The sequence below is a fragment of the Serratia silvae genome (assembly GCF_023282985.1).
GTDB lineage: Bacteria > Pseudomonadota > Gammaproteobacteria > Enterobacterales > Enterobacteriaceae > Chania > Chania silvae.
The window spans coordinates 1-23,546 of record NZ_JAGQDC010000018.1; the positions used below are offsets into that span (position 1 = coordinate 1).

The following is a 23,546-nucleotide window of genomic DNA, read 5'->3' on the forward strand; positions in this document are numbered from 1 at the left end:
TATTTTTTTGCTACCGAAGTAGCTGGATATCGTCTTGTGAGTGCCCACACAGATTGTCTGATAAATTGTTAAAGAGCAGTGAGTTGCGTGCTTTCGCTTGCTAACTCGAGGTGGCGTATATTACGCTTTCCTCTTTCAGAGTCAACCTTAATTTCAGGTTTTTTCTCTGCGACCCCGGAGACTCTGTGAAGTTGTTCACATGTTCCGTGTCGATGGAGGCGCATTATAGGGAGCTGGTTCAGAATGACAAGGGATAATATGCACTTTTCTTCCGACCGCTCACTATTCATGCATAACGCTGCTTAAACCCGCTTTTTAATCGCTGCAGGCAGCTCTTGCAGGCTGTTTAGCACCCAATCCGCCGCTTTCTCACCTTCTTCAGTGACTGGCTTGCCGGTACGCACCAATACTTTAGTGCCTACCCCTGCCGCCGCGGCTGCCTGCATGTCCTCGATTTTGTCGCCAACCATATAAGAAGCGGCCAAATCGATATTCAGTTCTTTCTGCGCCTGTAACAACATGCCCGGCTGAGGTTTGCGGCAATCACAAACCTGACGATACTCTTCTATTGCTGCTTCAGGATGATGTGGGCAGAAATAGATGCCGTCCAGATCGACATCGCGGTCGGCCATCGACCAGTCCATCCATTCTGTCAGACGCATAAACTGGTCTTCGCTAAATTTGCCACGGGCAATGCCAGACTGGTTGGTGACCAGCACCAGGGCGAAGCCCATGCTTTTCAGTTCACGACAGGCGTCAATCACGCCATCGATAAACTGGAAATCATCTATTTCATGGACGTAGCCATGATCGATATTAATCGTGCCGTCACGATCTAAGAAAATTGCTGGAACGCGTTGTGTCACCGGTATGCTCCTGAAAGCCTGAAAACCGCCACAGTATCGCATGTTTTCGCCGAGACTGAGAATGATGAAGAATAGCGTTAACGTTGACTTAGACGTCTAGACGCCTTAACATCTGATCCAGACCTTGGCGCTGATCAAGGTCTCTCTTTATTAGGCCACGGCAACCAAGCTAAAAATAAGAAGAATATGATTAAACTTTCCAACATCACCAAAGTGTTCCAGCAGGGGTCGCGTTCCATTAGCGCACTCTCCGACGTGACTCTTCACGTTCCTGCCGGACAGATTTATGGCGTCATCGGTGCCTCAGGCGCCGGTAAGAGTACACTGATCCGCTGCGCCAACATGCTTGAGCGCCCAACGTCAGGTACCGTTCTGGTTGATGGCCAGGATCTGACTTCCCTGTCTGAAGGCGAGCTGACTCGCGCACGCCGCCAGATTGGCATGATCTTCCAACACTTTAACCTGCTCTCTTCACGTACGGTCTTCGGTAACGTTGCCCTACCGTTGGAGTTGGACAACACCCCACGCGCGGAAATCAAAAAACGCGTGGTCGAGCTGCTGGAGCTGGTTGGTCTGTCTGACAAGCACGATGCCTACCCTGCCAATCTGTCAGGTGGCCAAAAGCAGCGTGTGGCCATCGCCCGTGCGCTGGCTAGCAATCCTAAAGTGCTGCTGTGCGACGAAGCGACCAGTGCGCTGGATCCCGCCACCACCCGCTCCATTCTCGAACTGCTGAAAGACATCAACCGCCGTCTGGGACTGACCATCCTGCTGATCACCCATGAAATGGATGTGGTGAAGCGTATCTGCGATCAGGTTGCGGTGATCAGCCAGGGCCAGTTGATTGAGAAAGACAGCGTCAGCGAAGTGTTCTCACATCCCAAAACGCCACTGGCACAGCAGTTTATCCAAGCTACGCTGCATCTGGATATCCCGGACGACTACGCCGCGCGCCTGGTGCCTGAGCGTACCGGAGGCCGTCAACCGCTGTTACGCCTGGAGTTTACCGGCCGCTCGGTCGATGCACCTTTACTGTCAGAAGCGGCCCGCCGCTTTAACGTGAACAACAATATTATCAGTGCACAAATGGATTACGCTGGCGGCGTGAAGTTCGGCGTGATGCTGGCTGAGCTGCACGGCTCCGATGAAGATGCACAGGCAACGATTAAGTTCCTGCAAGAAAATCAGGTAAAAGTAGAGGTTCTGGGTTATGTCTGAGGCAATGATGTGGTTAATGGCACGTGGCGTGTGGGAAACCGTTACGATGACCTTTGTCTCCGGCTTCTTTGGCTTTGTTCTTGGCTTACCGGTTGGCGTACTGTTATATGTGACCCGCCCTGGGCAAATCATTGCCAATAACACCGTCTATAAGGTGTTGTCCGGGTTAGTGAACATTTTCCGTTCCATCCCGTTCATTATCTTGCTGGTCTGGATGATCCCGTTCACTCGCATGATCGTTGGCACCTCTATCGGTTTGCAGGCGGCTATCGTTCCACTGACGGTAGGCGCGGCTCCCTTTATTGCCCGTATGGTAGAAAACGCGCTGTTGGAAATTCCGTCAGGTCTGGTTGAAGCCGCTCGTGCCATGGGTGCGACCCCAATGCAAATCATCACCAAAGTGCTGTTGCCTGAAGCGCTGCCAGGTTTGGTGAACGCCGCTACCATCACGCTGATCACCCTGGTGGGCTATTCTGCAATGGGCGGTGCCGTCGGTGCCGGTGGCTTAGGTCAAATTGGTTATCAGTATGGATATATTGGTTATAACGCTACCGTGATGAATACGGTATTAATATTACTGGTGGTGCTGGTGTATCTGATCCAGTTTGGTGGCGACCGTATCGTGAAGGCCGTTACCCACAAATAACTTTACCCACGCGCTGACATCTACTCGATAGCTTTGCTGCATCTGGCAGGATAAAGAGTAAGGCGTATTTCATATGCGAGTCTAATTGAGGAAGGGATATGTCGTTAAAATTTAAATCCATCGCAACAATCGGCGCACTGATCGGTACTCTGGCTCTGGCCGGTTGTGGCCAGGATGAAAAAGATCCAAACCATATCAAAGTGGGCGTTATTGTCGGTGCTGAACAGCAAGTGGCTGAAGTGGCACAAAAAGTGGCAAAAGATAAGTATGGCCTGGACGTTGAGCTGGTCACCTTCAACGACTACGTATTGCCAAATGAAGCCCTGAGCAAAGGCGATATCGATGTCAACGCCTTCCAGCACAAGCCTTACCTGGATCAGCAGATCAAGGATCGTGGTTATAAACTGGTTACGGTGGGTAACACCTTCGTGTACCCGATTGCCGGTTACTCCAAAAAGATCAAATCCATTGATGAGCTGCAAGAAGGTTCACAGGTAGCACTGCCTAACGATCCAACCAACCTGGGGCGTTCACTGTTACTGCTGGAAAAACAGGGTCTGATCAAGCTGAAAGACGGTGTTGGCCTGCTGCCAACCGTGCTGGACGTGACCGAGAACCCGAAAAACCTGAAGCTGGTTGAACTGGAAGCGCCACAGCTGCCACGTTCACTGGACGATCAGCAAATCGCTCTGGCCATCATCAACACCACCTACGCCAGCCAGATTGGTTTGACGCCTGCCAAAGACGGTCTGTTTGTTGAAGATAAAGACTCACCTTACGTCAACATCATGGTTGCCCGTGAAGATAACAAAGACGCGGAAAACGTGAAGAAATTCGTTCAGGCTTACCAGTCTGACGAAGTTAACGAAGCGGCCAACAAGATCTTTAACGGTGGCGCAGTAAAAGGCTGGTAATCATTCAATAGCCATTTTATTCCGATAATTGCAAGACGGGCTACAGCCCGTCTTGTTATTTGCGCCAGAGATTGCTTCAATAGCGCCACTTTGATTATAAAATGGCAGGGACTCTCAATGCGTGTTTTACCTCTCTGTTTGTTAGCGCTCGCGCTGACTGGATGCTCAACGCAGCACACGGATCCATCCACAACAAACAGCACAACAACTACGGCCGCTCCCGCTCCGGTAAAAGCCACTCCAGCAGCCCGCCCGGCCCCGGTTAAACTGTACAAGAGTGCAGAAGAACTGGTCGGCAAGCCTTTCCGCGATTTAGGGGAGGTTTCTGGCGAATCCTGTCAGACCACGGTTCAGGACTCTCCGCCAAATCTGAATACCGCACGTAAGCGTATGCAGACCCGAGCTTCCTACATGAAGGCCAATGCGGTGCTACTGCATGACTGTCAGATTGTCAGCGGCGTCGCCGGCTGTTACCAGCAAGCCATCTGCCAAGGCTCTGCGCTTAACGTCTCAGCCAAATGACCGAGTTTGTTTTTGAGCAGATCGGCACCATCCGTTCTCCCTATAAAGAGAAATTCGCGGTTCCCCGTCAGCCTGGGCTAGTTGAAGACGGCGGCGGTGAACTGTTGTTGCTGCCGCCTTACAATCAGGCAGAAGCGGTACGTGGCCTCAGCGAGTTCAGCCATCTGTGGGTGATGTTTGTGTTTCATCAAACCATGGAAGGAGGCTGGCGTCCTACCGTGCGGCCTCCTCGTCTGGGCGGCAATGCGCGTATGGGCGTGTTCGCCACCCGTTCGACCTTTCGCCCTAACCCGTTGGGTATGTCCTTGATCGAACTGAAAGGCATACGGACTCAAGGGGGCGAGGTGGTATTGGAGCTGGGCAGCCTGGATTTGGTCGACGGTACGCCGGTGGTCGATATCAAACCCTATTTACCGTTTGCCGAAAGCCATCCGCAAGCGCGAGCCGGGTTTGCTCAGGCGGCTCCGGCTGGTGATATGCCGGTGTATTTCTCGCCCGAAGCGGAACAACAGCTGCAGCAACATTTGCGGCGCTACCCCAACCTGCGCCGTTTTATCACTCAGGTTCTGGCGCAAGATCCTCGCCCCGCCTATCGAAAAGAAGAAGCCAGCGGGCGCGAATATGCGGTATGGTTGTTGGAGTTCAACGTACGCTGGCGGATCGTTGATAGTCAAAGCGAAGTGTTGTCGCTCGACGCCCGTTAAAATTCCGCCCGCTCTCTTTTGACAACCGGCTTGCGCTGGTAAACTAAACCACTTTTGAAAATTTTGGCGGCCAACCCTGGCAGCCCGATGCAATTTGCAGTTCTAACGGAACCAAAACACCATGCGTACAAGCCAATATCTGCTCTCCACACTGAAGGAGACACCTGCCGACGCCGAAGTGATCAGCCACCAGCTGATGCTACGCGCCGGGATGATCCGCAAGCTGGCCTCCGGTCTTTACACCTGGTTGCCGACCGGCCTGCGCGTTCTGAAGAAGGTTGAAAACATCGTTCGCGAAGAAATGAACAATGCTAACGCGATCGAAGTTTCCATGCCGGTTGTTCAGCCCGCAGACCTCTGGCTGGAAAGCGGCCGCTGGGAGCAGTATGGCCCGGAATTGCTGCGTTTTGTCGATCGCGGCGATCGTCCCTTTGTGCTTGGTCCAACCCATGAAGAAGTGATCACCGATCTGATCCGCAATGAAATCAGCTCTTACAAGCAGCTGCCGCTGAACTTCTTCCAGATTCAGACCAAGTTCCGTGACGAGGTTCGCCCACGTTTTGGCGTGATGCGCTCACGTGAATTCCTGATGAAGGACGCTTATTCCTTCCACACCACCCAGGAATCCTTGCAGGTCACCTACGACGCGATGTACGAGGCCTACAGCAAGATCTTCAACCGTATGGGTCTGGATTTCCGTCCGGTGCTGGCCGATACCGGCTCCATCGGTGGCAGCGCGTCGCACGAATTCCAGGTGCTGGCAGAAAGCGGTGAAGACGATATCGTGTTCTCAACCGGTTCCGACTATGCCGCCAACATCGAGCTGGCCGAAGCGGTTGCCCCTGCTCAGCCACGTGCTGCGGCAACCGAAGAACTGCGCATCATCGATACGCCAAACGCCAAAACCATTGCCGAACTGGTAGAGCAATTCCAACTGCCAATAGAGAAAACGGTGAAAACCTTGATGGTGCACGCCCGTGAAGAGAGTGGCCACAAGCTGGTTGCTCTGCTGGTGCGCGGCGATCACGAACTAAATGAAATCAAGGCCGAGAAACTGCCACAGGTCGCGGTTCCACTGGTTTTCGCCACGGAAGAAGAAATCCGTGCAATCGTCGGCGCAGGCCCAGGCTCCCTTGGTCCAGTCAACCTGCCGATCCCAGTGGTTGTTGATCGCAGCGTAGCCGCTATGAGCGACTTTGGTGCCGGTGCCAACATCGATGGCAAACACTACTTTGGCATCAACTGGGAGCGTGATTTGCCGCTGCCACAGAGCGCCGATATCCGTAACGTGGTGGAAGGCGATGCCAGCCCAGACGGTAAAGGTACGCTGTTGATCAAGCGCGGTATCGAAGTGGGCCACATCTTCCAACTGGGTACCAAGTATTCGGAAGCAATGAAAGCCACCGTACAGGGTGAAGATGGCCGCAATCAGGTACTGACCATGGGTTGCTACGGCATCGGCGTGACACGCGTGGTGGCTGCCGCCATTGAGCAGAATCACGATGACCGTGGCATTATCTGGCCGGACGCGATTGCCCCGTTCCAGGTAGCCATTCTGCCAATGAATATGCACAAATCATTCCGCGTGCAGGCACTGGCTGAGGAACTGTACGATATCCTGCGTTCACACGGCATCGACGTGATCCTGGACGATCGTAAAGAGCGCCCGGGCGTGATGTTTGCCGATATGGAACTGATCGGCGTGCCTCACTCCATCGTGATCGGCGATCGTAACCTCGACAGCGAAGAAATTGAGTACAAAAACCGCCGTGTTGGCGAGAAGCAGATGATCAAAACCGGCGTAATCGTTGATTTCCTGCTGGGCCAGATCCAACGCTAATCGCTAGACAAAGCCCCCCAGACGGGGGGCTTTATTAATGGATTTTGTTGTTAAAGGATTAACTTATGCCATTGCGCAGCCCCTCGGCTACCCGCCTGTTTGCTTTGCTTTCGGTGTTTTTGACCGGTTGCACTATGGACGTAGGCTTATCCGACCGTGAAAAACACCCCATCAATCCCGTCAACGTTCAGTTCCAATCGTTAAGTTCCGCCCCAGGAAAAACGCTGCGCGAAATCAATCAGGCCGACCTGCAAGAGGGAGACCTGCTGTTCTCCTCAACGATTGGTTTGAAATCACTCGGGATCCGTATCTTGAGTACTTCGTCAGTCAGCCATGTGGCTGTGTATATTGGCGAAGGCCAGGTTGCCGAAGCGGTAGGGGAAGGCGTGCAGATTATCAGCCTGAAAGACGCGCTGACCCATAGCGACAAGATGTTTGCTTTGCGCATCCCCGATCTGACACCGGAGCAGGCTAGCCAGATCCGCCAATTCGCCAGCCAAAAGGCTGGCAGCCGGTATAACTATCTGGGCATTGCCGAGATGGTGCCCTTTATGATGACTAAGCAACTGTGTTCGCTGAACCCCTTCTCTGCCGATTTCCGCCAGCAATGTGTCCAAGGGTTGGCCGCAGCCCAGCTCAAGTCGCCGACCGGCGCAGAGTCGTCCTATTTTTGCTCGGAGTTTGTGATTACCGCGTTTGAAAACGCCGGGCATCCGCTGACGTTGGCCGCCCCAGGCTGGGTCAGCCCGGGTGATTTACTGCATATGCGCGAAGGGGATATTGCTACGCTGGCACCTAGCAAAGCGCTGGTTTACGTTGGCCATATTAAGCCGGGGATCTATTTACGTTCGCGGACGCTGGCAAAAAACCAGCCAATCGCAACAGACCTGCCCTCATCAACAGATCAAATTAGCAGCCCCCTCATAAAATGAAGAGGCTCAAATTGATAACAAAACTAAGCGGGCGCAGCATGCAGCGCCCCTACAAAGTGAGCTAGCCGCCGTTGGTCAGTTTGCACAGCTCTTGCTGTTGTCGAAAGCGATTTTGCCACCCGGCTCCGGGATCAGCGCTTTTTCCATCTGTCCTTCCTCCATGGAAGGTTGTACGCTGAAATGCCCATTCAACATCAGAAATACCGGTTCGCCCGGCGCCCGCTGAGCCTTCAGATAGCCCTGCTCCAGCGCGATATTATTCTCTACCGGGAAGGTTTTACCCGTGGCACAATCCTGGAATACCGCCGCATCGGCCATATAGGTATACAACCCGGTCAATGGCATCGGCGTTTTCGGCAAGGCTTTGGTCACCGGTGACAGCACATAATTAAGCTGAGACACAATCGGTGCACCACTGCGGTCCAGCATTCTCAATTGCTTGCCTTCCGGGTGGAAATAGCGTTTTTCACCGTTGCTTTCGGTCAGCACTAGCTTATCTGCCGTACGAGCCCATGTGCCGTAGCTGGCAAAGGTTTGATCGCCACCTTTAGCGCCACGATAGGTTTCCTGCAACACAAAGGTGCCGTCCTCATCGAGGAACAGTGAGGTGTCCAACCCAGTGCAGTCCGCACAAGGCAATAAGCCCTGATAGCTCTGCTGCATCGGCTGAAGCGCTTGTTCTTTTGGCTGGTATTGATTGTTACATCCCAGCAATGAAAGGGCTCCTGCCGCTAAAAACAGGGCGATAGTTATTTGCTTCAAGTTATTCTCCTGTTGTCATCCATTGATATCCACGGCGTAGGCTAAGGCTGAACCTTGCCGCGCAGTGCCTTGGTGGCACCTTTGCGCACCTTGCCTTCAAGACGGCGTAATTTGGCCCCTTTGCTGGGTTTGGTTGCCCTACGCGTCTTTTCGACCACCATCGCCTGTTGGATCAGCGCCACCAACCGGGCCTGTGCCGCTTCACGATTCATTTCCTGGCTGCGATATTCCTGCGCTTTGATAATCACCACCCCATCGGCGGTCACTAGATGATGGTTAAGCGCCAGCAGCCGTTCTTTATAGTACTCTGGCAGGCTGGACGCCCGAATGTCAAAGCGCAAATGGATCGCCGTTGAGGTTTTATTCACATGCTGGCCACCCGCACCCTGCGCGCGGATCGCCGTTAATTCTATTTCGTTGTCCGGTATGGCTACGTTTCTTGACAGTTCCAGCACCGCTTATACCTGCGCCTGCTGCCATTCGGCAAATTGAATTTCCAGACTATTCTGAAGGTCTGACAGCCAGATGGTGCCTTCCTGCAACGTGGCCTGTAGCGTCATATTGCGGCTGGCTAACGCAGTCAGGCGGGACAGTTGTTCATCATCAAGAAAACGAATGCTCAGGTTCTTGTGGTTGGCCACCTTGCTCTGCATAGACTGCCACCAGACATGCCCGGCGCGATCGCCATAGGCGTAAAGCACCACCCGAGGTGACTGATTGCAGGCTTTCTTGATGCGTTTCTCGTCCGGCAGCCCCAGCTCTATCCACATTTCCAGCCCATTATGGTCATTACGCCGCCAGATTTCCGGCTCGTCTTCCGCACTCAGGCCTTTGGTAAACACCAGGCGTTCATCGGCATGGCAGATCCAGGCCAGCAGGCGCAGCATCATGCGCTGTTCGGTTTCTGAAGGATGCTGGGCCAGGGTGAGTGTGGTATCAAAGTAAAAGTGACGATCCATATCAGCGATATTGAGCGTGGCTTTATAAATTGTTGCTTTCAGCGCCATGGGTAACCTCATTATTAGCAGGCCACATTGTACTTGATCAGGGCAGCCCACAGCCAGCGCGGAGAGCGTCAGGAGTGGGCTGATGCCCCTAAAGAGGAGCTAATAACTCCCCAACACCTGTGCTATAGTCCTTTAGATAGGATTTAACCCCGAGTGTCTGTGCCTTATTGCAGCCTGCGTGGCGATAATGCAGAGATCCTAAAGGGAGGCCATTGTGCAACAATACTGTGAGTTAGTACGACGTTTTTACGCTCAGATCGGCAGTGGAGATCTAGGCTACGTGCCGGATGCACTAGCATGTGTGTTAAAGGCATTGGACGAGGTTGCCGCGAATAGCGAGCTACCGTCCTCCGTTAGGGAACAGGCGGCATTTGCCGCCGCTAACTTATTGGTGAGCGACCATGTTGATGAATGATGAGTACCAATCCATCAATTGCGATGACTATGAAAGCCTGGAACTCGCCTGTCAGCATAACTACATTCTGAAGCTAGAGTTACGCGACGGAGAGAAGTTCGAAGGCATTGCCACCGAGTTGAAATTTACCAAGGGCGTTGAATACCTGATTGTCGACCAGGCCGGTAGTGCTCTCAGCTTGCGTCTGGATCACATCCTCAGTTTCAGTCATCCGGAAATCGGTACCGTGGTTGTCAGCCTGTCAGACTGATATAGCGGTAACGCCATCTCCACAGGGCAGCCCAAGGGCTGCCCTCGTCATTTAAGGCTTAAGGCTGGCGTAATAGGCCGCCAGGTCGGCAATATCCTCATCCGACAAACCCGAGACATAGGCCTTCATTACTTCCGCCTGCCCGCCAGAGCGCTCCCCTTTCTTGTAAGCCTGCAAAGAGTGCTCCAGATACATTTGATTCTGCCCGGCCAGATTCGGGTACATCGGTACCGAAACCTTGCCTTCCGCGCCGTGGCAGGCCATGCAGCTGGCCGATTTATTCTTCCCTGCCGCCGCATCCCCCGCCGCCATGGCGGAAAAACTCAGCACGCCGGCCATCACTACCATTACGCTCACCAATTTCATTGTCCACTCCTCACAGAAGATTGTTATTATTTTTTTTCCAGCCAAGCCGCCAAGCCGGTTGCCCCGAAGACGCTTGCCCTTCCTCAGTAATAAATACGCCCACGGCAGCGATTAACAGCTCATCATAGTAGACCAAAGGAATTCGTTCACGCTGCCACGGTGGAATAGCCAACTCTTGCCACAGTTTTTTGATCGGACGTGAACCGGCACGGCCAACAATCCGCACCCTGCCCTTGGCGGTAAAACGCACGCTGACCGACTCATGCTCTAAAGGGGCGCGTATCTGGCATTCACCTTCGCCCACGTACAGAGTACCCAGTCCGTCGGGTAACGCCAGTGGAGCCTCATTAGGCCAAGGCAATTGTGTGCCGCTCAGGTCAGCCAGCAGCGGTAGCAGGTACAAGCGCTGGCGAAAACGGCGGATCTGGTAGTTCCCGAGTTGCAGCTGCGGTTCGGCATCTTCCCGGCTTAACGCAACCTCCTGCCAGAGCCGATACAAGCCATCGCGCGCGGGCATGGTGACGCCAAACAGCCCAATCCAGCGTCGCAGCAAAGCATAGCGCCTGGCCGCAGAACAGGTAGCCAATTCGGCGATAGCGAGCGAGTTTTCGTTATCCAGCAGTTGGGTTAATTGCTCGGCCAGCAGCTCATCCAGCAGTTGCTCCTGCTCGGCACATAATTCAGCGCTACGCGCGGTGGCTGCCGCAAAATGCGGCCAACGCTGATTCAATATCGGCAGAACGTTCAGACGTAAGAAGTTGCGTTCAAAACGAGGATCCTGATTGCTGTCATCCTCGATCCATTGCAGTTGATGCTGTTGTGCGTAGGCTTCCAACTGCTGGCGTGATATTCCCAACAGCGGGCGCAATAACGGATTATTACCCAACAGGGTTTGTGCTGCCATGGCAGACAGCCCCGCAGGGCCGCTGCCCCGTTTTAAGGCCAGCAAAAAGGTTTCACATTGATCGTCAAGATGCTGTGCCGTCAGCAAAGCCTCATCTACGGCCAACGTTTCTGCGAAAGCGGCGTAGCGGGCAGAACGGGCCGCCGCCTCAATGCCCCCTGGCCGTCCCTCAAGCTGTACATGTTGTACCACCAGCGGTACCTGCCAGCGTTCGCATTGCTGCTGGCAATGTGCCACCCAATCATCGGCAAAACGGCTCAGGCCATGGTGGACATGCACCGCGCGCAGGGCAATGTCCGGTTGTTGCTGGCGCAACTGCACCAGCAGGTGCAGCAGCACGGTGGAATCCAGGCCGCCGCTAAACGCCAGCAGTAGTTGGCGTTCAGCCCCTAGGTGGTCGGCAATTTGTGTCAGGAGGTGGTGGGTCTTCATTAATTGGGCTTAGTGACATCTACATAGCTGCACGTTAACCAGCCCACCGCCATCAATCAAGCATTAACCGCGCTATCATTGCGCCGGGTCATTCCCCACCACGGCGACACAGCCTGCGACTCCCGAATTGATACAGGCGTTGCGAAAAGGCCAGGTAACGCCCTGACATGGGGTCATACACGCGGGAAACACCATCAAATCAATGGTGTTTTAAGTCGCTAAAGCTGAATTACGAATTGCAAAAGTGCCTTATGCGATATCTGCCGTTAATGAAACTGGTTACGCGCTTCTATCTTCGCCGCCCTCGCGATTTCCTCATTCTTCATTTCTATAGTAATGAGGTCTTCTAAAAGTTTATTGTAACCTAGTGCTGTTGACTGTGTAACGATACCAATGTCCATATCCTTCATCATATTCGGGCCGAATACCACCCCCAAACAGCGAGCACTCATTCTATTTCTCCCCTCTTGCAACGCTGTCTTCACCAACAAAGGAATTAATATTTTCAGAGCGTCAGGGAGTTGACCATAGTTCAGTGGCGATAACTTATTCGGCGATTTTTCATTCTGTTTCACAAGCTCATATATTATATTTTTGTCATCATCTGTTAATGCACTCCTGAATTGTTGTTTTATTAAGGCACCAATTTGCACCCCGGTAACACCTTCTGCTTTATCGAGTTCAAACGTATCAACATGCCCCATAATATCACTGCGTTCAGACAAAGTAATCGACAACCTAAATATACCCTCCTCATTTAACAAAGCTTCGTTTCTATTAGCATATGAGATAAGTGTATTAAATTTCAGCATCTGCTCTGCCGAATTTGTATCCATAACTGTTTCTGGCATATCTGATTTCGATTTTAAATGCGAGAAAGGAGAAATAAAATTTATTTTATTAATAACTCTCCTTACCATCCCAATACCCCCTACCTTTTCAGTTGATGAGGTGGCGCTTTCACCTTTATTTATTTGTGGAGTATGTATGAAAGTCGATTTTGATTTTTTCACGGAAGGTCGAGAAAAATTGAATACGTTAAAAACCCTCTTTATTTCGCTAAGAGGCCCTCCTTTTTTAGTTGATGGGGTAGTACTTTCACCTTCATTTACTAGTGGTTTAGGTATTTTTAAAAATATTTCTGGAATTATGAGCAACATATAGCCATTCTCCTGTTTTTATTCTATGTAGTAAAACATTTTAACCCCTCACTGACTTTCATAAAATGAGCATGTAAGTAGAAACCCCAACATGCCATGACATTTCTGTGTGGTTATATACCGACGAAGGTTGTGGACTGACCCTAGGTAAACGATCCTGCCATACCGTGCAGATTCGTAACCGAACGGTGAGGTGGCATAACGGCCTATCACCTAGGCCGTCTTCTTAAGATAAAGCATTCATAATTCATACAACTCAAGCGGTAAGCCATCAGGATCGCTGAAAAAGGTAAAGCGGGATTGGGTATAGGGATCGACCCGAATTGGCTCGCAAACGACCCCTGCCGCCTGTAAATGCGCTATCGATGCCTCGATATCCTCTACGCTGAATGCCAGGTGACGCAGGCCACAGGCTTCCGGGCGGCTCGGCCTGGCTGGAGGAGATGGGAAAGAAAACAGTTCAATGACGTATTGGCCATTCAGCGCCAGATCGGCTTTCCAGGAGTCACGTTCTTCGCGGTAATATTCCGCTAACAGGGTGAACCCCAGGATATCGCAGTAAAAGTGCTTACTGGCGGCGTAATCAGAACCAATCACCGCTATATGGTGAACCTGTCGTAATGCCAACATGGATGGACTCCGTAAGTTATTTAGTGACCCCTCACCCCAACCCTCCCAAAAGGAGAGGGAGCTGATTCAGAACCGTAATCAGGTTCAGGAGTCAACCTGTGAGGTTTTCAGCACCTTCACCAGATAGCGCCCATCCTCGGTCAGTTTGGCCCCGTGGATATCGGTTTCAAAACCTGGATAGTGTTCGCCTATCGAGCACAGCATCAGCAGGAAATCGAGCACCGCCCGGCTCTCTTCGGTGATCATCTCCCCCGGCATCACGACCGGCACACCCGGCGGATAAGGCAGGATCATGTTCGCCGCTACCTTGCCGACCAACTGGTCAATCTCGCAGGTTTCCACATTACCGCGCACCTGCTGCTGGAACATCTCATAAGGCGTCAGCTTCATCTCCGGCAGGACGTCAAACGCACGCAGCATCAGGCCCGGTAAATCGTGCTGGCGGATAAGCTGGTGGATCCCGGCGGCCAGATCCTGAATGCGCATATTGCGGTAGAAGTCCGGATCTTCAGCATACAGATCCGGCAGCATGTTTTTCACCCGCAGGTTAAGATCGTAAGCACGTTTGAAATCCGTCAGGCTGCGCAGCAAGCTCATCGCCTTGGTCTTGTCGATGCCAATGCTAAACAGGAATAGCAGGTTGTATGGGCCAGTTTTCTCCACCACGATCCCGCGCTCATCCAGGTATTTCGCTACCAGCGCGGCAGGGATCCCGCTTTCTTCCAGCTCACCCAGTTCGTTCATCCCCGGCGTCAAAATGGTGACCTTGATCGGATCCAGATACATATGATCGCTGTCGGTCTGGCCGAAGCCATGCCAGTTGTCGTCCGGGTTCAACGGCCAGCACTGTGCCTCGTCAATTTCTTCCGGCTGCCAGATATCGAAGAACCAGGTGTCACTCTCGGCACACAGGCGTTGCACTTCACGGCGAAAATGCAGGGCTCGCTCCACGGAGCGGTTAATCATGCGCCGCCCTGGATTACCACGCAGCATCGCCGCAGCGGTTTCCATCGAAGCCACAATGCCGTAATGCGGCGAAGTGGTGGTGTGCATCATGTAGGCTTCGTTAAAGGTGTTCTCGTCATAATCCCCTTTAATGTGGATCATCGAAGCTTGAGAGAACGCCGCCAGCAGCTTGTGGGTCGACTGAGTTTCATAGATCACCTTGCCCGGGATGCGATCGCCACTCATGCCGCTCTTGCCGTCATAAATCGGATGGAAATTGGTGTAAGGCACCCAGGCCGAATCGAAGTGGATCGATGCCACGTCCAGCGTTTGCTTGATGTAATCGGTGTTATACAGCAGGCCATCATAGGTGGAGTTGGTGATCACCGCATGTACCGGCCAACTGGCGTTGGCAGTGCTTGCCACCCGCTTGGCAATGCTGTCGCGGGTAAATTCACGCTGAGGAATGCCGCCTAAAATGCCGTACGCGTTACGCAACGGGCGCAGGTAAATCGGCACGATGTCACACATCATCAGCAGGTGACACAGCGATTTATGGCAGTTACGGTCAATCAATACCGTGCTACCGGCAGGAGCCGAATACATGCCGACAATCTTGTTGGCGGTAGAGGTACCGTTGGTCACCAGATAGCTCTGCTCCGCGTTGAACGTGCGGGCAATGTACTCCTCCGCTTCCAGATGCGGGCCGGTATGATCCAGCAGCGAGCCGAGTTCCGTCACCGAGATGGAAATATCCGCCTTCAGGGTGTTGGCACCAAAGAAATCGTAGAACAGGCAGCCCACCGGGCTTTTCTGGAACGCGGTGCCCGCCATATGGCCCGGCGTACAGAAGGTATATTTCCCCTCCTTCACATAGGTGAACAGCGCCTTGGTCAGCGGGGGGGTGATGGTGTCCATATACTCATCGGTATACTGGCGAATACGCTGGGCGATATCGTCGGCGGCATTCAGGCCATACTCAAAGAAATAGAGCACCATACGCATTTCGTGCAGGTGGACGTCGAAGGTGGAGTGGGTGTTGATAAACGCATACAGCGGCAGGTATTCATTCAGCTCGTTGATTTCGCTGCACAGCTCCAGGCTGTATTCGTCCCAGTCGAAGATCACCCCGCAGATACGCGCATTGTGTTCAATCAGCTTGAGCAGATCACCGCTGTTCTTCGGGAACACCAGTTGGAAGCCCATTGAGGCCAGTGCCACGTGCAGCTCGCGGATAGGCTCGTCTTTGTAATAAACGCCCATCGGGCTCATGATCGCAATGATATTCATCGCAGCTATCCTTTAGTTAACTACCAATAGCTTATAACAACATAAAAAGCCGGGGCTGTCTTACACGCATAAAAAAACCGCCCCGAAAGGCGGTTAGTCATCAGGCGTACAAACTCAGCAATAACCGTAGTTCATCAGCCGTTGATAGCGACGGTTGAGCAACTCTTCGTTGTTCAGGCCATCCAGATCCGCCAGATCCGCCAACAGTTGGGCTTTCAACGAAGCCGCCATTGCCGGTACGTCGCGGTGAGCGGAGCCCAAAGGCTCTGGGATCACAGAATCGATCAGCTTCAGCTCTTTCAAACGTGGCGCAGTGATGCCCATCGCTTCTGCGGCAATCGGTGCCTTATCGGCACTTTTCCACAGGATCGAGGCGCAGCCTTCCGGAGAGATCACCGAATAGGTGCTGTATTGCAGCATGTTCACTTTATCACCCACACCGATCGCCAATGCACCACCGGAGCCGCCTTCGCCGATCACGGTACAAATCACCGGAATATTCAGGCGAGACATTTCACGCAGGTTGCGGGCAATCGCTTCAGACTGGCCACGCTCTTCCGCTCCCACGCCAGGATAAGCACCCGGGGTGTCGATGAAGGTGATCAATGGCAGCTTGAAGCGGGAAGCCATTTCCATCAGGCGCAGCGCTTTGCGGTAGCCTTCTGGTGCCGGCATACCGAAGTTGCGGCGGATTTTCTCTTTGGTTTCACGCCCTTTCTGATGACCAATGATCATCACCGGGCGGCCATCGAGGCGCGCAATACCACCGACAATGGCTTTGTCATCGGCATAGGCACGATCACCTGCCAGCTCTTCAAAGTCGGTAAAGATGTGTTCGATATAATCCAGGGTATAAGGACGGCGCGGGTGGCGTGCCAATTGGGCAATCTGCCAGGCCCCAAGATCGGAAAAAATCTTGCGCGTCAGCTCAACGCTCTTCTCACGCAGGCGCTGAACCTCTTCGTCCAGATTAATATCTAATTTTTCGTCTTGACGGCTGACTGCGGTCAGCGAGTCAATTTTCGCTTCCAGCTCTGCAATCGGCTGTTCAAAATCAAGAAAATTCAGACTCATAACATTCCTATTTTAGTCAAATTCCAGTTCCACCTGCTCATTACCTACCAAGGTCCGCAAATCAATTAACAAGCGGTCGGTCGGCGTCACGCGCCAAGTTGCACCAAAGCGCAATCTTGCCCGTGCATCTTCCCGTTGATAGTAGAGATGCACTGGAATCGTCCCCGAGCGATGGGGTTCCAAAGACTGACGGAGACGGTTCAAAAGCTGGTCATCAATTTGCCTGTCCGTCAGCGAGATAGCAAGCCCGCGAGCGTATTTTTCACGGGCTTCACTGATGTCCATTAATTCACGAGCGGTCATTTTAAGCCCGCCGTTAAAGTCATCAAAGCTGACCTGTCCAGTCGCGATCAGGATACGGTCTTTTTCCAACAAATGCTGGTATTTTTCCAAAGCATCGGTGAATAACATGATGTCCAGACGGCCAGAACGGTCATCCAGCGTACAAATACCGATGCGGTTGCCGCGTTTGGTCATCATGATCTTGGAGGCGATCACCAACCCGACGGCGGTAGTCATCTTGCCGCGATCCGTCGGATGCATATCTTTCAGGCGCTGGCCACCGGCATAACGTTCGATTTCCTTGAGGTACTGGGTGATGGGATGGCCGGTAAGATACAGCCCCAGCGTTTCCCGTTCACCATCCAGCACCACCTGTTCCTGCCAAGGGGGAACGTTGGCGTAGGACTGCTCCACCTGCTCCGGCGCTTCCGCCAACACGCCAAACATATCCGCCTGGCCGATGGCTTCGGCTTTGGCGTGCTGATCGGCCGCTTTAAGCGCATCCCCCAGAGAGTTCATCAAGGCGGCGCGGTGTGGCCCCAGGCGATCAAACGCCCCAGACATGACCAGCTTTTCCAGAATACGGCGGTTGAGCTTTTTAATATCGGAGCGAGCGCACAGGTCGAACAGATCTTTGAAATACCCCTGCTCACCGGAATTACGCGCTTCGATAATCGCCTCGATCGGCCCTTCCCCCACGCCCTTGATGGCACCGATACCATAGACGATCTCGCCTTCGTCATTAACGTGGAAATGATACTGCCCGCTGTTGATGTCCGGCGGCAGGATTTTCAGGCCCATGCGCCAGCACTCATCCACCAGCCCCACCACCTTATCGGTGTTATCCATATCGGCGGTCATGACCGCGGCCATAAACTCGGCCGGATAGTGGGCCTTCAGCCACAGCGTCTGGTAAGACACCAAGGCATAGGCAGCAGAGTGCGATTTGTTAAAGCCGTAACCCGCGAACTTCTCTACCAGATCGAAGATTTTTACCGACAGTTCGCCGTCAATGCCGCGCGATTTGGCACCATCTTCAAAACCGCCGCGCTGCTTGGCCATCTCGACCGGGTTCTTTTTACCCATCGCACGACGCAACATGTCCGCACCGCCTAGCGTATAGCCAGCCAGCACCTGGGCGATCTGCATCACCTGTTCCTGATACAGGATGATGCCATAGGTCGGCTCCAACACCGGTTTCAGCGATTCATGCTGCCACTGGATATCAGGATAGGAGATCTCTTCACGCCCGTGCTTACGGTCGATAAAGTTATCTACCATGCCAGACTGCAACGGGCCGGGACGGAACAGCGCCACCAGTGCGATCATGTCTTCGAAGCAGTCGGGCTTCAGACGTTTGATCAAATCCTTCATGCCGCGCGATTCAAGCTGGAATACCGCAGTGGTTTCCGAGCGTTGCAGCATATCGAAGCTTTTCTTGTCATCGAGCGGAATCGCCGCGATATCTATCGGTTCCAGCCCGGTCTTGGCGCGACGGGCATTAATCATCTCCAATGCCCAGTCGATGATGGTCAGAGTACGCAGACCGAGGAAGTCGAACTTCACCAGCCCGGCATATTCCACGTCGTTCTTGTCAAACTGGGTGACCGGGTGGTTCCCTTCGGCATCGCAATAGAGCGGGGCAAAGTCGGTGATTTTGGTTGGCGCAATCACCACGCCCCCGGCGTGCTTACCGGCGTTTCGCGTCACACCTTCCAGCTTACGCGCCATGTCGATCAGCGCTTTGACCTCTTCGTCTGCCTCATAAATTTCTGGCAGTTGCGGCTCTGCGGCAAAGGCTTTTTCCAGCGTCATGCCCGGATCGGGCGGCACCAACTTGGAGATACGGTCGACGAAGCCATAAGGGTGGCCCAGCACTCGCCCCACGTCACGGATCACCGCTTTCGCCGCCATGGTACCGAAGGTGATGATCTGCGATACCGCCTCACGGCCATACATCTCCGCCACGTGCTCAATGACCAGATCGCGTTTTTCCATGCAGAAGTCGACGTCGAAGTCGGGCATCGAGACACGTTCCGGGTTCAGGAAGCGTTCGAACAGCAGGTCAAACTCCAGCGGGTCAAGATCGGTAATTTTCAGCGCATAGGCCACCAGTGAACCGGCACCGGAACCACGCCCCGGGCCTACCGGCACGTCGTTATCTTTCGACCACTGGATGAATTCCATGACGATCAGGAAGTAGCCAGGGAATCCCATCTGGTTGATCACTCCCAGTTCCAGATCCAGACGCTCATCGTACTCAGGACGGCGCTCGGCACGTACCTCTGGGTCCGGGAACAGGAATTCCAGGCGTTCTTCCAACCCCTCTTTGGACTTGAGCACCAGGAAATCTTCGGTGGTCATATCGCCGGTTGGGAACTGCGGCAGGAAATATTCGCCCAGACGGATGGTGACGTTACAGCGCTTGGCAATTTCCACGCTGTTTAACAGCGCTTCCGGGATGTCGGCAAACAGCTCGCACATCTCCTCTTCGCTGCGCATGTACTGTTGCGGGCTGTAGTTTTTCGGGCGTTTGGGATCGTCGAGCGTGAAGCCATCATGGATCGCTACGCGGATCTCATGGGCGTCAAAGTCATCTTCCACCAGAAAACGGACGTCGTTGGTAGCGACTACCGGCAACCCACGCTCGGTCGCCAAGGCCACTGCGGCATGCAGATAGTTTTCTTCATCCCCACGGCCAGTGCGGATCAGTTCGAGATAATAGCTGTCCGGGAAATGTTGCTGGTAAAACTCCAGGCATTGATCGACCAGGGCCTGGTTGCCACGCAGCAGAAACTTGCCGACGTCACCCATACGCGCACCGGAAAGCAGGATCAAGCCGCTACGGTGTTCTATCAGCCAATCGCGATCGATCACCGGGCCTGCCGCGCCATAGCCACGCTGATACGCTCTGGAGATCAATAAGGTGAGGTTTTGATAGCCTTCGTTGTTGGCTGCCAGCACGGTAAGCTGCGCCAGCTCATCGCCCAGCTCTTCGCTTTGCACATGGAAATCCGCACCGATGATCGGTTTGATCCCGGCGCCGTGCGCACTGCCATAAAACTTCACCAGACCACACATATTGGTGAAGTCGGTGACGGCCAAGGCTGGCATGGCTAACGCGGCAGCTCTTTTCACCAACGGGCCGATCTTGGCTAATCCATCAATCATGGAGTAGTCACTGTGGACGCGCAGATGAATAAAACGAGGTTCGGCCATATCCAGATACCAACGTGTTGGGGTTCAGCAAACTGAACCGGGGTTACATTAGGGTGTAGGGAAGATCACCGTAGCCATTTCCCCTCACCCCGACCCTCACCCAAAAGGAGAGGGGGCGTAATTTTAAGCATCGTGTGAACTATGCGGCTTGGTTACTTAGCTGACGAGCCAGACTCCAGCGCCCGTCTTACCGGGGCAAAGCTGCGGCGATGATGCTCGGTGGCGCCCAATGCGGCCAGCTTTTCCAGATGGAACGCGGTGGGATAGCCCTTGTGTTGGGCAAAGCCGTAATCTGGGAAGATCGCATCCAGCTCGGTCATTTCGCGATCGCGGGTCACCTTCGCCAGAATCGATGCGGCACTGATTTCCGCCACCCGGTTATCCCCTTTCACTACCGCCAACGAGCGCATCGGCAATTTTGGGCAACGGTTGCCGTCAATCAACACCATGTCCGGTGCAATATGCAAACCCGCTACCGCACGCTGCATCGCCAGCATGGTGGCATGCAGGATATTCAGTTGGTCGATTTCGACCGGCTCAGCCCGCCCCAGGCTCCAGGACAGCGCCTTTTCCACGATCTCGTCGTATAACGCCAGGCGACGTTTCTCGCTGAGCTTTTTAGAATCCGCCAGACCAACAATCGGCCGTGCAGGATCGAGGATCACCGCAGCAGTCACTACGGCCCCTACCAACGGCCCACGGCCCACTTCATCCACACCGGCAAACAGCCTGGCAGCAGGGTATACAAAGGGTTCCATCATGCTTTTGCCAGCTCCAACACAGCCTGAGCGGCCTGTTCATCGGCACCACAGCGAATGCTCTGATGCAGTTCAAGGAAGGTCTGTTTCAACAACTCCGCTTGCGGGCTGTCTTCCAGCAGTGGTAATAACGCTGCGGCCAGCTTATCCGGCACACAATCGTGTTGCAGCAGTTCGGTGACGATTTCACGCCCCGCCAGCAGGTTAGGCAGTGAGACATACGGGGTTTTCACCAGCCGCTCCGCCAGCCAGAAGGTAAATGGCTTCATGCGGTAGCCCACCACCATCGGGCATTTTGCCAACATACACTCCAACGCTGCGGTGCCGGAAGCCAGCAGTGCCGCATCGCTGGCCACCATCGCCTCACGCCCTTTGCCATCAAGCAAGTGAACCTTGAGCTCTGGTGCAACCTCAGCCTTGATGCGCTCAAACTGCTCACGGCGCTTGGCATTGACCAAAGGCACGACCACTTCCAGATCGGGATAGTGCTCGCGTAACAGTTGGGCGGTACGCAGGAAGTCGCCACTGAGCATTTCCACTTCGGCATTGCGGCTGCCAGGCAGTAATGCCAAACAGCGGGCGCTAGGGTCAATGCCCAGCGTAGCGCGTGCGGCCAGCTTATCCGCCTGTAATGGCATGGCATCGGCCATGGTATGACCGATAAAGCGGCAAGGGACGTTGAAACGATCATAAAACGCTTTTTCGAAAGGGAGGAAGGCCAACACCAGGTCGGTCGCTTTACCAATTTTGAAAACGCGTTTTTGACGCCAGGCCCATACGGACGGGCTGACATAGTGAATAGTGCGGATACCGCGCTGCTTCAGGCGGCCTTCCAGCGTGAGATTGAAGTCTGGCGCATCGATACCGACAAACACGTCAGGCTTCAGCTCACTGAACCGGCGGGTCAGATCCTTACGGATCTTCAACAGGCGTGGCAGACGCTCAAGCACCTCTACCACGCCCATCACCGCCAGCTCTTCCATTTCGTACCAGGTTTCACACCCTTCGGCCTGCATCAACGGGCCAGCGACACCGACAAAGCGGGCGCTTGGGTAATGCGTCTTAAGCGCACGAATTAATCCGGCACCCAGAATATCACCGGAGGTTTCCCCGGCGACCAATCCGATAGTCAATGGACGATTTGGCATAACTCAGCGAATAATCCCACGGGTAGAACGCGCAAAGAAATCGAGGAACTGCTGCACCACTGGCTGCTGTTGCGCCAGGGCTTCGATCTCTGCTTTAGCCTCGTCGAAGGTCTTCTCGCTGCGATAGAGGATTTTGTAGGCATTACGGATCGCCTGCATCTCATCCTTATCAAAACCACGGCGTTTCAGGCCAACGGCGTTCACGCCAAATGGCGTCGCATGGTTACCCTGCGCGATGACAAAAGGCGGTACGTCCTGAGCCACACCGGAGCAACCACCGACCATTACATGGGCACCAATCACACAGAATTGGTGGATCGCGGTCATGCCGCCAATGATGGCGAAATCGTCGATCTCCACGTGGCCAGCCAGCGTGGCGTTGTTGGCCAACACGCAGGAATTGCCTACCACGCAGTCATGAGCAACGTGCACGTTGACCATCAGCAGGTTGTCATTACCGACTTTGGTCAGGCCCGTTCCCTGTGCGGTACCGCGATGAATGGTGACGCTCTCACGAATGCGGTTGCGATCGCCGACTTCAACTCTAGTCGGTTCGCCAGCGTATTTCAGATCCTGATTCACTTCGCCGATAGAGGCAAACTGATAGATCTCGTTATCGCGGCCAATCTTGGTGATACCGTTCACCACCACATGCGATTTGAGGACCGTACCCGCGCCGATTTCCACCTGGGAGCCGACGTAGCAGAAGGGACCTATATGCGCACCAGCGCCAATGACGGCGCCTTCTTCAACGATCGCACTAGGGTGGATAAAGGCGGTTTTATCAATCACGGATTATGCCTCCCGGCTGCGGGCACACATCATGGTTGCTTCGCAGACAATTTTTCCATCAACGGTCGCCACGCCTTTAAAGCGGGTCAGACCACGACGGGTTTTTTCGAAAGTGACTTCCATAATCATCTGATCGCCAGGCACCACAGGGCGCTTGAAGCGAGCTTCGTCAATACCGGCGAAATAGTACAGCTCGCCCGGTTCCAGTTTACCCACGCTCTTAAATGCCAGGATACCCGTGGCCTGAGCCATAGCTTCCAAAATCAGCACGCCTGGAAAAATCGGTTTACCAGGGAAATGCCCCTGGAAAAACGGCTCATTAACGGATACGTTCTTCACTGCACGCAGATATTTATGCTCTTCGAAATCCAATACACGGTCAACCAACAAGAATGGATAACGGTGAGGAAGCAGTTCCAGAATTTCTGCAATATCTAGAGTATGAGTGTCAGTAGTCAAAATACTCTTCC

General features: G+C 53.7%; 24 protein-coding genes. 9 read left to right on the top strand and 15 right to left on the bottom strand.

Features of this window, described 5'->3' with window-relative positions; genetic code table 11:
• Positions 1 to 302: 302 nt before the first annotated feature.
• Complete coding sequence (gene gmhB / locus KAJ71_RS18865; protein ID WP_248947099.1) at positions 303 to 866, bottom strand: D-glycero-beta-D-manno-heptose 1,7-bisphosphate 7-phosphatase; 564 nt, start codon at positions 864 to 866, stop codon at positions 303 to 305.
• A 186-nt stretch (positions 867 to 1,052) separates the two neighbouring features.
• Between gmhB and metN the strand changes: the two genes are divergently transcribed.
• The 7 genes from metN to KAJ71_RS18900 all read left to right on the top strand — a co-directional run bounded on the left by metN (position 1,053) and on the right by KAJ71_RS18900 (position 7,642).
• Positions 1,053 to 2,084, top strand: a complete 1,032-nt coding sequence (gene metN, locus KAJ71_RS18870) for a methionine ABC transporter ATP-binding protein MetN (RefSeq protein ID WP_021806092.1) — start codon at positions 1,053 to 1,055, stop codon at positions 2,082 to 2,084.
• On the top strand, positions 2,077 to 2,730 hold the full coding sequence (locus tag KAJ71_RS18875; protein WP_021179942.1) for a methionine ABC transporter permease MetI: 654 nt from the start codon (positions 2,077 to 2,079) through the stop codon (positions 2,728 to 2,730). Before metN ends, KAJ71_RS18875 begins: the two co-directional genes overlap by 8 nt.
• A gap of 98 nt (positions 2,731 to 2,828) precedes the next feature.
• The gene (locus KAJ71_RS18880; protein ID WP_024485561.1) at positions 2,829 to 3,644 is read left to right on the top strand and encodes a MetQ/NlpA family lipoprotein; all 816 of its coding nucleotides are present in this window, start codon (positions 2,829 to 2,831) and stop codon (positions 3,642 to 3,644) included.
• Between the two features lie 117 nt (positions 3,645 to 3,761).
• Complete coding sequence (gene rcsF / locus KAJ71_RS18885) at positions 3,762 to 4,166, top strand: envelope stress sensor lipoprotein RcsF (RefSeq protein ID WP_248947100.1); 405 nt, start codon at positions 3,762 to 3,764, stop codon at positions 4,164 to 4,166.
• Complete coding sequence (gene tsaA / locus KAJ71_RS18890; RefSeq protein WP_248947101.1) at positions 4,163 to 4,870, top strand: tRNA (N6-threonylcarbamoyladenosine(37)-N6)-methyltransferase TrmO; 708 nt, start codon at positions 4,163 to 4,165, stop codon at positions 4,868 to 4,870. Before rcsF ends, tsaA begins: the two co-directional genes overlap by 4 nt.
• 121 nt (positions 4,871 to 4,991) lie before the next feature.
• A complete protein-coding gene (gene proS / locus KAJ71_RS18895; RefSeq protein WP_248947102.1) occupies positions 4,992 to 6,710 on the top strand; it encodes a proline--tRNA ligase in 1,719 nt (572 codons plus the stop codon).
• A 65-nt stretch (positions 6,711 to 6,775) separates the two neighbouring features.
• A complete protein-coding gene (locus KAJ71_RS18900; RefSeq protein ID WP_283106831.1) occupies positions 6,776 to 7,642 on the top strand; it encodes a YaeF family permuted papain-like enzyme in 867 nt (288 codons plus the stop codon).
• 75 nt (positions 7,643 to 7,717) lie between these two features.
• On the opposite strand, the gene nlpE is transcribed toward KAJ71_RS18900, so the two are convergent.
• The 3 genes from nlpE to KAJ71_RS18915 are packed head-to-tail and all read right to left on the bottom strand — an operon-like array spanning position 7,718 to position 9,411.
• Entirely contained in the window at positions 7,718 to 8,404 is a 687-nt protein-coding gene (nlpE, locus tag KAJ71_RS18905) for an envelope stress response activation lipoprotein NlpE (protein WP_248947103.1), read from the bottom strand.
• Positions 8,405 to 8,445: 41 nt separating this feature from the next.
• A complete protein-coding gene (gene arfB, locus KAJ71_RS18910; protein ID WP_248947104.1) occupies positions 8,446 to 8,859 on the bottom strand; it encodes an alternative ribosome rescue aminoacyl-tRNA hydrolase ArfB in 414 nt (137 codons plus the stop codon).
• Between the two features lie 3 nt (positions 8,860 to 8,862).
• Positions 8,863 to 9,411, bottom strand: coding sequence for a YaeQ family protein (locus KAJ71_RS18915; protein ID WP_021806096.1), 549 nt, complete (start codon positions 9,409 to 9,411; stop codon positions 8,863 to 8,865).
• A gap of 214 nt (positions 9,412 to 9,625) precedes the next feature.
• On the opposite strand from KAJ71_RS18915, the gene KAJ71_RS18920 reads away from it, so the two are divergent.
• Positions 9,626 to 9,826: a YaeP family protein gene (locus KAJ71_RS18920; protein WP_024529521.1), complete on the top strand. Its 201-nt coding sequence runs from the start codon at positions 9,626 to 9,628 to the stop codon at positions 9,824 to 9,826.
• Positions 9,819 to 10,076: a Rho-binding antiterminator gene (gene rof / locus KAJ71_RS18925; RefSeq protein WP_223499701.1), complete on the top strand. Its 258-nt coding sequence runs from the start codon at positions 9,819 to 9,821 to the stop codon at positions 10,074 to 10,076. The genes KAJ71_RS18920 and rof overlap by 8 nt, the downstream gene beginning before the upstream one ends.
• Positions 10,077 to 10,127: 51 nt before the next feature.
• On the opposite strand, the gene KAJ71_RS18930 is transcribed toward rof, so the two are convergent.
• From KAJ71_RS18930 to fabZ, 11 genes are all read right to left on the bottom strand, one after another.
• The gene (locus KAJ71_RS18930) at positions 10,128 to 10,442 is read right to left on the bottom strand and encodes a c-type cytochrome (RefSeq protein ID WP_121607655.1); all 315 of its coding nucleotides are present in this window, start codon (positions 10,440 to 10,442) and stop codon (positions 10,128 to 10,130) included.
• Between the two features lie 10 nt (positions 10,443 to 10,452).
• On the bottom strand, positions 10,453 to 11,778 hold the full coding sequence (gene tilS / locus KAJ71_RS18935; protein ID WP_248947105.1) for a tRNA lysidine(34) synthetase TilS: 1,326 nt from the start codon (positions 11,776 to 11,778) through the stop codon (positions 10,453 to 10,455).
• A 266-nt stretch (positions 11,779 to 12,044) separates the two neighbouring features.
• The gene (locus KAJ71_RS18940; protein WP_248947106.1) at positions 12,045 to 12,938 is read right to left on the bottom strand and encodes a RhoGAP domain-containing protein; all 894 of its coding nucleotides are present in this window, start codon (positions 12,936 to 12,938) and stop codon (positions 12,045 to 12,047) included.
• A gap of 240 nt (positions 12,939 to 13,178) precedes the next feature.
• Positions 13,179 to 13,568: a VOC family protein gene (locus KAJ71_RS18945; protein WP_248947107.1), complete on the bottom strand. Its 390-nt coding sequence runs from the start codon at positions 13,566 to 13,568 to the stop codon at positions 13,179 to 13,181.
• A gap of 84 nt (positions 13,569 to 13,652) precedes the next feature.
• Positions 13,653 to 15,803 (bottom strand): lysine decarboxylase LdcC, encoded by a 2,151-nt coding sequence (locus tag KAJ71_RS18950; RefSeq protein ID WP_248947108.1) that lies wholly within the window; start codon positions 15,801 to 15,803, stop codon positions 13,653 to 13,655.
• Positions 15,804 to 15,917: 114 nt separating this feature from the next.
• On the bottom strand, positions 15,918 to 16,877 hold the full coding sequence (gene accA, locus KAJ71_RS18955; protein WP_248947109.1) for an acetyl-CoA carboxylase carboxyl transferase subunit alpha: 960 nt from the start codon (positions 16,875 to 16,877) through the stop codon (positions 15,918 to 15,920).
• Positions 16,878 to 16,889: 12 nt separating this feature from the next.
• Positions 16,890 to 20,378, bottom strand: coding sequence for a DNA polymerase III subunit alpha (gene dnaE / locus KAJ71_RS18960; RefSeq protein WP_248947110.1), 3,489 nt, complete (start codon positions 20,376 to 20,378; stop codon positions 16,890 to 16,892).
• Between the two features lie 152 nt (positions 20,379 to 20,530).
• The gene (gene rnhB / locus KAJ71_RS18965) at positions 20,531 to 21,139 is read right to left on the bottom strand and encodes a ribonuclease HII (protein ID WP_248947111.1); all 609 of its coding nucleotides are present in this window, start codon (positions 21,137 to 21,139) and stop codon (positions 20,531 to 20,533) included.
• Positions 21,136 to 22,284, bottom strand: coding sequence for a lipid-A-disaccharide synthase (gene lpxB, locus KAJ71_RS18970; protein WP_248947112.1), 1,149 nt, complete (start codon positions 22,282 to 22,284; stop codon positions 21,136 to 21,138). The genes rnhB and lpxB overlap by 4 nt, the downstream gene beginning before the upstream one ends.
• Before the next feature lie 3 nt (positions 22,285 to 22,287).
• Positions 22,288 to 23,076, bottom strand: a complete 789-nt coding sequence (gene lpxA / locus KAJ71_RS18975; protein ID WP_248947113.1) for an acyl-ACP--UDP-N-acetylglucosamine O-acyltransferase — start codon at positions 23,074 to 23,076, stop codon at positions 22,288 to 22,290.
• A 3-nt stretch (positions 23,077 to 23,079) separates the two neighbouring features.
• Positions 23,080 to 23,535 carry a 3-hydroxyacyl-ACP dehydratase FabZ gene (gene fabZ / locus KAJ71_RS18980; protein ID WP_021179919.1) on the bottom strand — a complete coding sequence of 152 codons (456 nt, stop codon included), beginning with the start codon at positions 23,533 to 23,535 and terminating at the stop codon, positions 23,080 to 23,082.
• Positions 23,536 to 23,546 lie beyond the last annotated feature (11 nt).